This window comes from Mesorhizobium sp. M0060 (assembly GCF_040323155.1).
Lineage (GTDB): Bacteria > Pseudomonadota > Alphaproteobacteria > Rhizobiales > Rhizobiaceae > Mesorhizobium.
The window spans coordinates 132624-145271 of sequence record NZ_JAMYUP010000014.1 but is presented as its reverse complement, the minus strand read 5'-3'; the positions used below and the strand labels follow the sequence as shown (position 1 = coordinate 145271).

At 57.7% G+C, this 12648-nt stretch carries 9 protein-coding genes; 7 read left to right on the top strand and 2 right to left on the bottom strand.

The window, feature by feature from the left end:
- The coding region (locus tag NKJ94_RS16355; RefSeq protein ID WP_352526412.1) for a thioredoxin domain-containing protein at positions 1-581 on the top strand (581 nt) is incomplete at its 5' end.
- Positions 582-959: 378 nt separating this feature from the next.
- Here the strand turns inward: NKJ94_RS16355 and NKJ94_RS16350 are convergent.
- Both NKJ94_RS16350 and NKJ94_RS16345 read right to left on the bottom strand, forming a co-directional pair.
- Positions 960-3974, bottom strand: coding sequence for a glycosyltransferase (locus NKJ94_RS16350; protein ID WP_352526411.1), 3015 nt, complete (start codon positions 3972-3974; stop codon positions 960-962).
- A gap of 80 nt (positions 3975-4054) precedes the next feature.
- Positions 4055-4186, bottom strand: a complete 132-nt coding sequence (locus tag NKJ94_RS16345) for a glycosyltransferase family A protein (protein WP_352526410.1) — start codon at positions 4184-4186, stop codon at positions 4055-4057.
- Between the two features lie 177 nt (positions 4187-4363).
- On the opposite strand from NKJ94_RS16345, the gene NKJ94_RS16340 reads away from it, so the two are divergent.
- The 6 genes from NKJ94_RS16340 to NKJ94_RS16315 all read left to right on the top strand — a co-directional run bounded on the left by NKJ94_RS16340 (position 4364) and on the right by NKJ94_RS16315 (position 12170).
- Entirely contained in the window at positions 4364-4555 is a 192-nt protein-coding gene (locus NKJ94_RS16340) for a hypothetical protein (RefSeq protein WP_352526409.1), read from the top strand.
- A gap of 38 nt (positions 4556-4593) precedes the next feature.
- Entirely contained in the window at positions 4594-5259 is a 666-nt protein-coding gene (locus NKJ94_RS16335) for a DUF3450 domain-containing protein (RefSeq protein ID WP_352526408.1), read from the top strand.
- A gap of 7 nt (positions 5260-5266) precedes the next feature.
- Positions 5267-7924, top strand: coding sequence for an OmpA family protein (locus NKJ94_RS16330; RefSeq protein ID WP_352526406.1), 2658 nt, complete (start codon positions 5267-5269; stop codon positions 7922-7924).
- 15 nt (positions 7925-7939) lie between these two features.
- Positions 7940-8431, top strand: coding sequence for a Rab family GTPase (locus tag NKJ94_RS16325; protein WP_352526405.1), 492 nt, complete (start codon positions 7940-7942; stop codon positions 8429-8431).
- A 3-nt stretch (positions 8432-8434) separates the two neighbouring features.
- Positions 8435-9505, top strand: a complete 1071-nt coding sequence (locus tag NKJ94_RS16320; RefSeq protein ID WP_352526403.1) for an adenylate/guanylate cyclase domain-containing protein — start codon at positions 8435-8437, stop codon at positions 9503-9505.
- 439 nt (positions 9506-9944) lie between these two features.
- Positions 9945-12170, top strand: a complete 2226-nt coding sequence (locus NKJ94_RS16315; protein ID WP_352526402.1) for a mechanosensitive ion channel family protein — start codon at positions 9945-9947, stop codon at positions 12168-12170.
- Positions 12171-12648 lie beyond the last annotated feature (478 nt).

Here is a 12648-nt window from a genome sequence, read left to right as displayed (position 1 = left end):
ACTTTCGCGGTCAAAAACCGGTGCTGGTCGGCCTGTTCCGAGGACTGCATTGTGCGTTTTGCCGGCGCCATATCGCCGCCCAGGCGCGGCTCGATCCGGAGCTGCGCGAAAAGGGCGTAGAGAGCCTGACGGTGGTCAACACGCCGATCGAACGGGCGCGTCTCTATTTCCGTTACCACCCGATGCCGAATCTGCTTGCGGCCTCCGACCCTGAACGTGCTTCGCATCGTGCTTTTGGACTGCCCAATCTCGAATTCACCGAAAACGAGACGAATTGGCCGTACAAGGTCTCGATGGCAGCGGTAAAGGATATGCGGGTCGACATACCAAGCGAGTTGCCCGGTCCTATGGATCCTCTTGCGGCCAGCGAAATCCTCGACAAGAGGGACCATTACGAACTGACCGAAGCCGACGAGCAGATGATGGCAACGGGACACGGACAACTGATAGGTCAGTTCCTGCTGGACCGGCAGGGGATCGTCCGCTGGAGCTTCACGGAGGTTCCAGAGGGTGGGCGATACATGTTTGGAGCGCCAAACCCGCAGGAGCTGATGTCAGCCGTCTCCCAAGTGGCCCAATAGACTTGCGAACGAGGTAAACGGGGCGAGAACAAAAAACCAGTTTGTTTACAAATCTAGACATTGGCCTCGACGAGCCAGAATGTACGGTTCTGGCGATGCTTTCTGCCGCCTCTGGACTAGCGAGGTCCTCTGTGGATGGCTCCTGTATCGTGGGGTCGCTGCGACAGCGCCCTTCCAACCGTCAGAATGCCGTCAACGGGAGCGGGGCCGTCCACATGGGGTAATCGCGGGAGCGACGCGCCCTGGAACCGCGGCAGTCTGGTTGCGTGAGCCATCGCAACAACAATAATCTTGAGCGCACGATAGGACTGAGCGCGCACACTGCGGAGCGTCTCGTCGATTGTATCTTGCGCATTGTGACACTGACAAGTTCACCGTTCATTCGAGCACGGCCTCGACACGGGCAACAAAGTAATCGAGCGAGCGATCCCCGCGAATCTCGATGCGCGGAAGGTCGATGGGATCGCAATCGAGGTCCGCCGGCCCGTGTCTGCCGCCGAAGCCGATTCGATAGCCGCACTCCTTGGCCAGCCTGCCAAGCCGTCGGTCGGTGACAGAGAAGGGTGCCGCGAACGCCGTGGTTGGCCGATCGGTCCACCGTTCGATGAACATACGAGAGCGCAGGAGCTCGGCGGCCAAGTCAGAGCTCGACAGACCATCGATCGCGCGATGCGTCGCCAGATGGCTTCCGAAGAACGCACCTTCGGCGGCGAGGCGTCGCACCGTCCTGGCGTCCATAAGCTGCGTTGGCGGACCGCTGTCGGCGTCCCACTGTGCACTTTCACCCACCAGGTCCGTCACCAGGAACACTTCCGCGGTCAGATCGTTCGCGCGCAAGGTCGGCCAGGCATGGTCGGCAAAGTTCTGGAAGCCGTCATCGAAGGTGATGAGCACTGGGCGGCCAACGAAAGGGTGACGGTTGGCGATGAACCCTTCCAGCTGCTCGGACCTAATCGCGTGAAAGCCATTGGCGCGCAGCCATGCCATCTGGCTGGCGAATGCGGCGGGCGTGAGCCGAAAACGGGCGAGCGCGGCCGGACCTTCATCGGAGACGCTGTGATACATGAGGACAGGGATACGCTGCCGCCGCTCGCTACGCGCGACGTCGCGTCGCAAGGCCCGCGCCCCGCCCCAGACGATATTTCGCGCGACCCCGATTTCGACGGGCGCGCGGATTGGCACATGATCAATCATCGGTTCCGTCGCCACGTCGCCTGGTGACAGGCGGCGGAAGCGGTCTATGCGATAGAGCTCGGTCTGGATCGATTGCTCCAAGACGAGGCCTTCGGTCGTTGCCAGCGTCTCTGAGATCACTTGTGCACCGAATGTGTTCCAGTCGAAGCCCGTCCTTTCAACATTGTCACCTAGCACGAATGCGTGTGCGCTGATGAAACTGCCGCCAGGCGCCAACGCCTCAATGACTTTTTTGGCGATGCGCCGCAACTCGGTGAGATCGTCCAGGTAGTAGAGCACTTCCGAACAGACGATCAGATCCATCTCGCCCGGCAGCGTGTCCGCAGAAAAATCCAGTACGCCGAACTCAACATTCGGCTGATCGCTGCATCGCGCGCGCGCCCGTCCGACGGCTACGGCGGAGATGTCAGTTGCGGTCAAATGGCCCACGCGCGGCGCCAGCTGCCGCGTGAAGTGGCCCTCCGCGCAGGCCAGCTCAAGCGCCCGTCCGATGGGACCGGCAGGCAGAATTTCGAGCTGCCGCTCATATTTTTCCTGCTCATAGGGCGAACCGTAGTTCCAGGGATCCTCGGACTCGAAATAGCGATTCCAGTACGACGTGCGATCATTGTCGTGCCCATCCGCGGCCGGTGCACGGCGCGGCGCTGCAAGAGGCTCTGTCGCTTCGGCGCTCGACCCAACCAGCCGCCGCGCTTCCGCGGCCAATCGCGCGAGTTTGCCGAAGTGACTGTCCGGATCAGACCGGCGTCCCGCTATGGACAGCAATGCCTCGGCTGCAAACATGTTTGATTTGTCGGCACCGGCGCCCTTTTGCGGTGCATATACAGGCGATCGCCCCGCAAGCCGCGCGGCACTCTTCCAGAAGCGGGACGCCATGCGTTTATGGCCGGAGAGATTGCGTATAAGCCGCTCAGGGGGCACGAAATTCAGGATCAATTCAATCCAATGACGCTTTGTCACTTTCCCGAGTACGCCGAACTGCACGAGAGCTTCGATCTGGCCATCCATCATCAGATGGGCATAGATTTGATCGATTCCTTCCGGCACTTCGATCGAGGCCGGATTTCGCGCGTCGACACGAATTCCAAGTGTCCGCGCCAGCCTGCGCGGCGCGGCAAGATCGTCGACATCGAGCAGCATTTGCTCAAAGTGATACTGCACGCGGCGAGCCGCGTCGGGATTATTCCAGACCTTGCCGAGTTCGATGATCAACTCGGTGAGGGAGCCGCCGAACCTGTCCCACCTGGCAGCCAATTGCGCTGGCACCGATAGGCTTCCTACCATAAGGCCATCGAAGGCCACCTTGGCGATCTCACGCGCCCATTTACGTCCTGCCGGGAGCGCGCGCAGAGACTGCGGGTTGATCGAGCGCGAGCCGCAGCCGCAATCCGACGCGGCGTTCCACAACGCGAACCACGCGAGTGCTTCGGAAGCGGTGCGACCGTTCGCCTCGATCGCTCCATTGGCGTGAGCCGATGCTGGGTGTTTGACCCTGGGATCAGCAGAAAAGCCGCGGGCGATCACAATTTCCGCATCTGCCAGCATCTGCGTCGAATTGCGGGTGAGCGAGTCGGGGCTGACCCGATAGAAAGCGAGCGGCTCGTCGACCATCACCCAATGTTTGCCTAGACGTGCGAGGCGCTGCCACAGATCCCAGTCCTCGCAGGTGCGCAGCGACACATCGAAGCCGCCCAACTCGACAATTGTCTTCCGGTCGACGAGCAGCGCGTGAGTGCGGATTGCGCACCGGCGCGCGAATGTTTCGAAGGGCTGGATCGCAACCTCCGTCGCGATGCTCGACGGGGTGAGTTCGCCATCGGGCATCACGCGCCGGGAACCGCAATAGGCGGCGACCGCATCGGGCGCGGCTTCAAGTGCGGCCAGCATTTTCGCAAGGAAGCTGGCATCCACCCAATCATCCGCATCCAGAAACATGAGCCAGTGGCCGCGCGCTTTCGACATCCCGCTATTGCGCGCGCCGGCGGCGCTATACGCGCAAGAGCTCAACATCCGAAATCGGGCATCGTGCTCTACATAACCGGCGATGATCGCAGGGGTGCGGTCCGTGGAGGCGTCGTCGACGATGATCGCCTCCCAATCCACTATTTCCTGATCGAGAAGGCAATCGAGTGAGCGCGCCAGCGTTACCTCCGCGTTGTGCGCAGGAACCACGATTGAAACCAAGGGATCATGCGCCACGCCGTCTTACCCGCGCCTGGTTCGAGGTAGAACAAGATGTGTTGATCTTTCTCGGCGTAGGCCGTCACAATCGACGCCGATCAGTCCGTCGACCCATCGTCCATCACCACTATATCCAGTATCTGGTAGGTCTGCCGGCGGATGCCGGCAAGCATTGCGCCGACGGTTTGCTCGGCATTGAGCATCGGTACCACACCGCCTTGCAGTAGCATCCTGGATCATCGAGCTTTCGTTTTCTTCGGCAAGAGTTGGCAAATGTCAAAACCGGATGACGGCATCGGCTGGCAGCACTGCCCTGTCAAGATAAGGGCGAATTAGAGGCGGGCAAAAAAGACTTGAACACAGGCTGAATGGCAGCGCGCATGCCCGACGGCTTGGAGCTGAGGTCGATGCGCCAGGGCATCTCCGCTCTCGCATTTCATCTGCAAAAAGATGATCGCGGGCGAAGACGCGAGCGCAAGCTGATCCGGATCGAGCCGCATGTCGAAATCTACCCGAATGGGGACGTACGAACCGACTTAAGCCGAGAAGATTCCGGCTTGCGGGTCGACAATTTTACTGGCAAGTTTATCAGTTGCTAAATTAGCTCTGTGACAATGTTCAAAAGAAGGGGCATGGGATGGCCAAGGAATCTTCGAGTACCGCTTCTTCGGCAAATAAAGCGGACGCAAATCTGATAAGTAATGCAGACGGAAGCGGGCTGACCTTCATGGCGGGCCAGGCTCGCGAGAGCGGGACCCCCGGCGACGCTGTAGGTGTCGACAAGATACGTGATCTGCTGTTCGGCAACCAGATGCAGGACTATGACCGCCGCTTTTCCAAGCTTGAAGAACGGGTCTTGCAGCGCTTCAAGGATGTCGAATCCGAGGCCAAGCGCAATCTTGAAATGTACGAGTCAAATGCAAAGAAGCAGGTCGACTCGCTTGCGGCGCAATTGCGGAACGAAAAAGACGCGCGAGCCGACGCCGACAAGGAGATTGATCGGAATCTTCGCGAGCAAAATCAGGCGCTCGAAAAGCAGGTGCGCGCGTTGTCGGATCAGTTGAGCGAGCTTGAGCGGGAAGTTGCGGACCGGATAAATCGAAACGATCATTTGCTGCGTGAGGAAATCAAGCAAAAGAATGAAAGCATTCAGATGCTGATGGAGAAAATGTTTTCCGATCTCGGCAATGTCAAGACCGACCGAAATCTTTTGGCTGGCCTGTTTGTCGAGGTTGCAAAATGTCTAAATCAGGATCCCGCCGGCAGCAAGAGCAACTCGGAGCGTACCTGGAAAGTGAGTTGATCGGAACTTGACGTCGACCGTCGACCCAATCAGCCTTCCTCAAAGAGCAGCTTCGAACGATACAGAGATTGATCGCGAGGCTCTGGCCAGTCTATTGATCGAAATTGCCCGGAACGTTGATCCGGACTATCGAGCGCGTTTCGACGGAGTTCCAACCGTCGATCCTCGCATGGAAACGCTGCGCCAGTTGCTGGTCGGCCGCGAAATTTCGGAGCTTTCACGAATTACGCACCTGCTCGACGAACCTGAGCAGCTTGCGGCTGCAGTTGGGGGTGTTCTCCCCAGTGCAGCCGCACGTGCGCCTCATGCGCAACTCGGAGAGGCCCTTGCGCCAGCTGTCGAGAGGGCCGTGCAACGGTCCATCCAGAAGAGCCCGCGTACGCTTACGGATATATTGTACCCGGTGTTTCTGCCGGCTATTCGCAAGTCGATCGGCGAAAAGATCGACCAAACCTTTCAATCGCTGAATGAAACTTTAAGACATATATTTACCTGGCATGGGCTAAAGTGGAGATTTGAAGCTTGGAGAACGGGGGCAAGTTTCTCGGAAGTTGTTCTTAAGCATTCTCTTGTCTATCGTGTGGAACATGTCTTTCTCATCAATCGGAATTCCGGGCTTTTGATAGCGCATGTAACTGCCGATAATGCAACTAGCGAAGATCCTCAACTCATTTCTTCTATGCTTAGTGCAATTCAGGATTTTGTGAAAGACTCATTTAACGAGAAAGAACAGAGCAGTCTGGACACTATCCGTTTTGGGGAACTTCGTCTCTGGTCAGAAGTTGGACCGTTTGCGACCTTGGTTGCGGTGATCCGGGGAAATCCGCCAGAGGAATTACATGAAATAATTCGCGATGTATTGCTTCGCATCCATGATGAATGCTCACAGGCTCTAGAGCAGTTTGACGGCGACAGTTCGCAGTTGGCCGGCGTAGAGACGCAGTTGCAGACCTGCGTTGAACTGAAGCAGGAGGAATCAAACCAGGGATTTCCGTGGCTGGTAGTGGCTGCAGTCCTGCTGGTTTTGATTCCCGCAGGCGGTTGGTTCTTTCTTTCCTGGCAATCCGGGCAGCGCTGGCAGGCGTATGTGTCGCGACTGGGGACCCAGCCGGGCATCATCGTTGCCGAACAAAAGGTGCGCGATGGCCAATTCTATATTGCCGGTCTGAGAGACCCGCTTGCCGCCGACCCGCAGTCGCTGTTGGCCGGAACGCAGGTCGATCCCGCCCGCGTTCATTCACGCTGGCAATTCTATCAGAGTCTTGATCCGGAGTTCGTGTTAAAGCGGCTAACGGCGTCGCTGGTTCCGCCGGATTCAGTACGACTTTCAATCGTCAATGATCGCATCGTTGCCGAGGGGGAGGCTCCCGACACCTGGATAGATCGGGCGCGCGCAGCGGCCCAACAACTTTCGGCAGGCGGACCGGAATTCGATATCTCCAGGGTTCGTGATGTGAGCCCCGAAACACGCGCGGTGGAGCACTGGCAGGCCTATGTGTCGCGACTGGAGGCCCAACCGGGAATCATCATCGCCCAACAAACGGCGAGGGGCGGACATTTCTATATTTCCGGCCTGAGAGACCCGCTTGCCGCCGACCCGCAGGCTCTGCTGTCCGGAACGGAGGTAGATCCCGCCCGCGTTCATTCGCAGTGGCAATTCTATCAGAGTCTTGATCCGAAGTTCGTCCTGAAGCGGCTGATGGTGTCGCTGACCCCGCCGAAATCGGTTCGGCTTTCGATCGTCAATGATCGCATCGTTGCCGAGGGTGAGGCTCCCGACACCTGGATAGATCGCGCACGCGCAGCGGCCCGACAGCTTTCGGCAGGCGGACCGGAATTCGACATCTCCAAGGTTCGTGATGTGAGCCCCGAAGCACGCGCGGCGGAGCACTGGCAGACTTATGTGTCGCGACTGGAGGCCCAAGCGGGAATCATCGTCGCCCAACAAACGGCGAGGGGCGGACATTTCTATATTTCCGGCCTGAGAGACCCGCAGGCCGCCGACCCGAAGGCTCTGCTGTCCGGAACAGGGGTCGATCCTGCTCGCGTTCATTCACAGTGGCAATTCTATCAAAGCCTTGATCCGAAGTTCGTGGTGAAGCGGCTGATGGCGTCGCTGACTCCGCCGGATTCAGTACGGCTTTCGATCATCAAGGATCGCATCGTTGCCCAGGGTGAAGCTCCTGCCGCCTGGATAGATCGGGCGCGGGTCGCCGCCCAACAGCTGTCCGCGGACGGACTCTCTCTAGAACTCTCCGAGCTGCGTGAGTTGACCCCTCCGCAACTCACTCATTTGAGGGAGGCTATTCAAGCGGTCAACATTTTCTTCGATTCTGGCAAGGCTGTACCGGGACCAGAGCAACTGCCGGTTCTCGACAAATTGGCGAATCAGTTGAAGGAATTGGCCAAGGACGCCCGCAAGGCAGGCGTAACAGCACAGTTCATGTTGACCGGCCATTCGGACGAGACGGGCCGTGAAACGGCCAAGTTGTCGATCAGCGCCGCGCGCGCGGAAACAGTTCGTGCGCTTCTCAAGAAGCGCGGCGTCGATCCGGAGTTGCTCTTGGTTCGCGGCGCGGGCACCTTTGAGCCAGCGGAGATTGAAAATAGCCGAACCGGGAACTCCGCCAACCGCAGAGTTTCGGTTACGGTAAACTTCCACTAGGCGGAGCCCAGGATATTGCAAAAGAAGATCTGCATGTTGGGCGGGTTCGCTGTCGGAAAGACGAGTCTGGTTCGCAGGTTTGTGCAAAGCATCTTTTCAGAAACCTACTTGACCACGGTGGGAGTGAAAATCGACAAGAAGAGTGTCGCATTCCCGGACAAAACCGTGGATCTGATTTTGTGGGATTTGGCCGGCGAAGACGATATCGGCTCATTCCGCGTCAGCTATGTGCGAGGTGCGAGTGGGCTCGTGCTTGTCGTCGATGGAACACGCGCTGCTACTCTTGCCGTGGCGCTCACGTTGCGCGAGCGGGCCGAGGCTGAATTCGGCGCTATGCCGTTTGTATTGCTGTTCAACAAATCCGATCTGGCCGATCGGTGGGCAATATCAGATGGTGAAATTGACGAACTGAGGCAACTTGGATGGCAAATCTATCTAACAAGTGCGCTTTCGGGTGAACATGTTGATGATGCGTTTCGTCAACTTGCTTCGATGGTCAGCAAATAAACCATGCATGTCTTGCCAAGAGAAGTTAGAAGCTGGATTTACGATTTCTTCTACAACGAGCGCTCGGTCGCATATCTGAAAATCGACGCCCAGCTTTGCATAGCTGCGAAGGGCGGTAACGTTAAACATTACGGACTCTCGTCAGTTCGCATAGGTAAGCCTGTTGCCGAGCAGCTTGAATTCATGGAAGGTTTGTTGCCCTGCCCGGAGCTTCCATATGATATGGCCATGGTCGAACTGCCCAGCGGGCGTGTCGCGGACCTCCATCTTTTTGCTGACAATGCCTGCGTGTGGCTGCTCTTTCTTGACGCCACTGCCGAACGCGACAATAGGCAGCGGCTTCAACAGAAGGCTTATGAAATGACGCTCCTGCAAGAGAGGGAGCGTCAACTCAACGAGAAATTACAATCGACAAACGAGGCGTTGAGGGCGAGCCAAGAGGGATTGTCGCGTGAATACCAGCGCGCCGAAGCCCTACTCCTCAACATTCTTCCGGCGTCGATCGCGGAGCGGCTAAAAGCGCACGAACAAATTGCAGACAACCACGCGGAGGTGAGTGTGCTTTTTGCCGACATCGTCGGTTTTACGGAAAGAGCGCGGAGCGTCGGAGCCGTGACGACGCTCGCTATTTTAAATTACTTCTTCAAGGCGGCGGATCTGCTCTCGGAGCGATACGGCTGCGAAAAGATCAAGACAATCGGCGATTGTGTGATGGTGGTCGCTGGCCTGCCCGCTGCGCGATCCGATCATGCGGAAGCCCTTGCGCACTATGCACTTGAACTGCGGAAGGCGGTTAAGCGCGAACGCTTCGCAGGAGAACCGATAAGACTCAGAATTGGAATTCACTCAGGACCAATCGTGGCGGGCGTCATAGGCAAAAGGCGGTTTGCCTATGACCTATGGGGCGACACCGTTAATCTCGCCGCACGTATCCAAACGTCCGCGGAGCCCGATGAAATCCGTATTTCGGATGCAACTCATCAACTGCTTGGACCAAATTTTGCTTGCGACCCACTCGAGGAAACGGAATTGCGTGGTACAGGTCGTGTGCGAATGTGGCGGCTCCCGGCCTGATTTGCCGCATGGCAGTGCCGACCCGGAAGCGCATTGCATCTCAAGCAACATCATGGTTTCGAATGTCCGCAGCGGTGCGCGAAGCAGTTGACCACCGAGCGACCGCCAAAGGTCTGTCCTGGTCAACTCAGGAAATCAGTTCCTGAGATTTAACGTCGATGCCCAGTTCATAGAACGGCCGGAGGCCTGGGCCGAGGTCGGAATGCCCTGCCCCCGCGGCTAAATAAACACCGCCAAGTACCCGGCGCAACGGTCTGGCTCGGAACGATGACGTCTTGCACCGCAACATCGGTTTCTTCAAGGTAGGGCAACAACGGACATAGATGTCGTTGCTCGCCGATCTGACCGGAAGGTTAACAGCACGATGCCACTCATGACTCGACGATTGGGAGCCACGAACCTGGCGCGCCCGGCACGGCGTCTCGGAGACCTGACTGCGATGTTTGCCCTGATTGCCAGGCCGCTCGTCTTTGGGATCGCCCTTTTGTTGGCTGGTCAGGCGCAGGCGCAGGCGCCAGCGACCGTCCCGCCTGAAAGGGTCAAACAGCTGTTCGAGCTTCTCGACGATCCGTCAGTGAAGGCCTGGGTGGCCGAACAGCGAAATCAGGACGCCGGGTCAACGGGAGCGCCCGCCGAGAGAGGGGTTTCGCCGACCGACGCATCGTCCGGCGCCGTGGCCGCACCAGGCCAGATGAATACGATGGCATCCTCGACGCTCGATGGGATCAGGCATCATATCGAAAGAATCGTGCGAACTTTGCCCTTGCTGCCAGGCCAGTTCGCGCGCGTTCGGGCAGAGACGATGGAGGATATGTCCAGCAAGGGGCCTGCCGGCGTATTTGTGCTGATTGCAATGTTCATCGCTGCCGGCCTGGCACTCACTTGGGCAACGTTCAAGCTCACCCGTCCATTTCGTCTTTGGATTATCGCGCAACCGAAGGATACGCCTGTTGGGCGAGCCAAGAAAATTGGTGGCCGCCTGCTTTATTCCAGCATGCTGATAGTCTCTTTCGCACTGGGCAGCGCCGGCGCGTTCATGTTGTTCGACTGGCCGATGCTTTTCCGCGAGATTGTACTGACATTTCTGATGGCGGCAGTCGTTACATGGGGTGTGCGCATGTACGTCATGGCCATGCTCGTCCCTTCCTTCATGAACGTCGAGAACGCCGTCGAGGTTCGTGCTTTGCCGATCACCAACGAAGCGGCTGACCATTGGTCCTATTGGCTACCCCGGATCGTCGGCGTCTTCGCCTTCTTCGGCGCCGCGTTTATCCTCTTGCCAGGTCTCGGCATCGATCAGGACGGAATGATGGTCCTGTCACTGGGCGCCGATTTCGTGCTGCTGTTGCTCCTGCTGCTCGCCATTTGGCGTCGGCCAAGAACGCAGCGAGACGGTGCGCGCCACATCGGTCACACGGAAGCGACATGGATATTGACTGCTTATTTCGTCGTCCTGTTCCTGCAGCGTATCGCCGGCCTTTATATATACTTCTGGTTCACCTTCGCCGCATTCTTCCTGCCTTTGGCAATCGTGGTGACGCAGCGCGGGGTTAATTTCGTTCTGCGGCCAGGTTCGGAAGATGTCGGCCGGCCCACGATCCCGGCGGTGACGATCGCTGTCATCGATCGCGGAATCCGAATGATTTTCATCCTGGCGGCGGCTTACCTTCTCGCACGTGTCTGGGGTCTGGACATGCAATCCATGCGGGACAGCGATACGACGACGACGTTCATATTGCGCGGCTTGATCAATGTCGTGGTCATTGCCCTCGCCGCCGACTTCGGCTGGTCGATCATCAAAGCTTTGATCGAACGAAAGCTGGGCATCGAAACACCGCACCCTGTGATCAGCGACGAGGACGTCCCGATCCTCGATCCGCAGCAGGCGCGGCTGCACACGCTCTTGCCGATCCTCCAGAACATTCTGCTCGCATCGATCATCGTGATGGCGGTGCTTATGATGCTCGCCTCGCTGGGTATCCAGATCGGCCCATTGATCGCCGGCGCTGGCGTCGTCGGCGTCGCCGTGGGCTTTGGGGCACAAACCATCGTCAAGGACGTCATTTCAGGCGTGTTTTTTCTGCTCGATGATGCGTTCCGTGTTGGCGAATACATTTCATCGGGCAATTACAAGGGTACTGTGGAAAGCTTTTCGCTGCGCTCGGTGAAGCTGCGCCACCATCGTGGTCCGCTGTTCACGATACCTTTCGGTGAACTCGGGGCAGTCCAGAACCAGAGCCGTGACTGGGTTATCGACAAATTCAACATCACCGTTGGTTATGACACCGATATCGACTTCGCTCGCAAGCTGATCAAGCGGATCGGCCTCGAACTGGCGGAAGATCCCGAGTTCAAACACTGGGTGCTCGACCCGATCAAGATGCAGGGCGTACAGGAGTTCGGCGAATACGGCATCGTATTGAGGGTCAAGGCCACAACCAAGCCGGGAGGCGCCTTCGGTATGAAACGCAAATTCTATGTACGCCTCCGCCAGGTCTTCAAGGAGCAGGGCATCGAACTCCCATTTCCGACCGTCCAGGTCCAGGGGCTACAGAACCAACATGGGGCAGAGAATGCACCGTTGGAGATCACACCCGAGTTGAAAATGGCCGTCGCGCAGTCGCACACTATTCGGCGCAGAAAAAAAGCTAGCACAACGGAGTAGAAAAACTGTGACACCTGCCGGTCACAACGCGGTTTTCCGCAGGGCCAAAAAATGTGTGACTTAGGTAGTCGATAGTTTCAGTTGATGTTGATGATGCAGGAACGATAGTGAACGAGATGAACCGCAAATCTTTGTTTTTCTACGAAAAACTACGCGGGAGCACTCCAGACTACGCTAACCCTCGCTCCCACTCGATTGTTCGGGGGCAGGTCAACAAATTGAATTCATTCACAAAATTATTTTCCGGTCCAAATACTACCGGCGGGGGACCCGTCAGAAAATTACAATCCTGATTTCGTTGAGGAATTTTCGGCGATCTCCGCAAGCCATCTATCGACTACTATTGGCCCTCAGCGCGCCATTCCAGGTCTGACATCCGAACCGCAAACGCTGCCAAAGTACCGTCAGCACCCCATCCTCAGCACCTCGAAACCTATGCGAACGGGCAAGATCAAGCGGCATGAACGCCGACTGATCG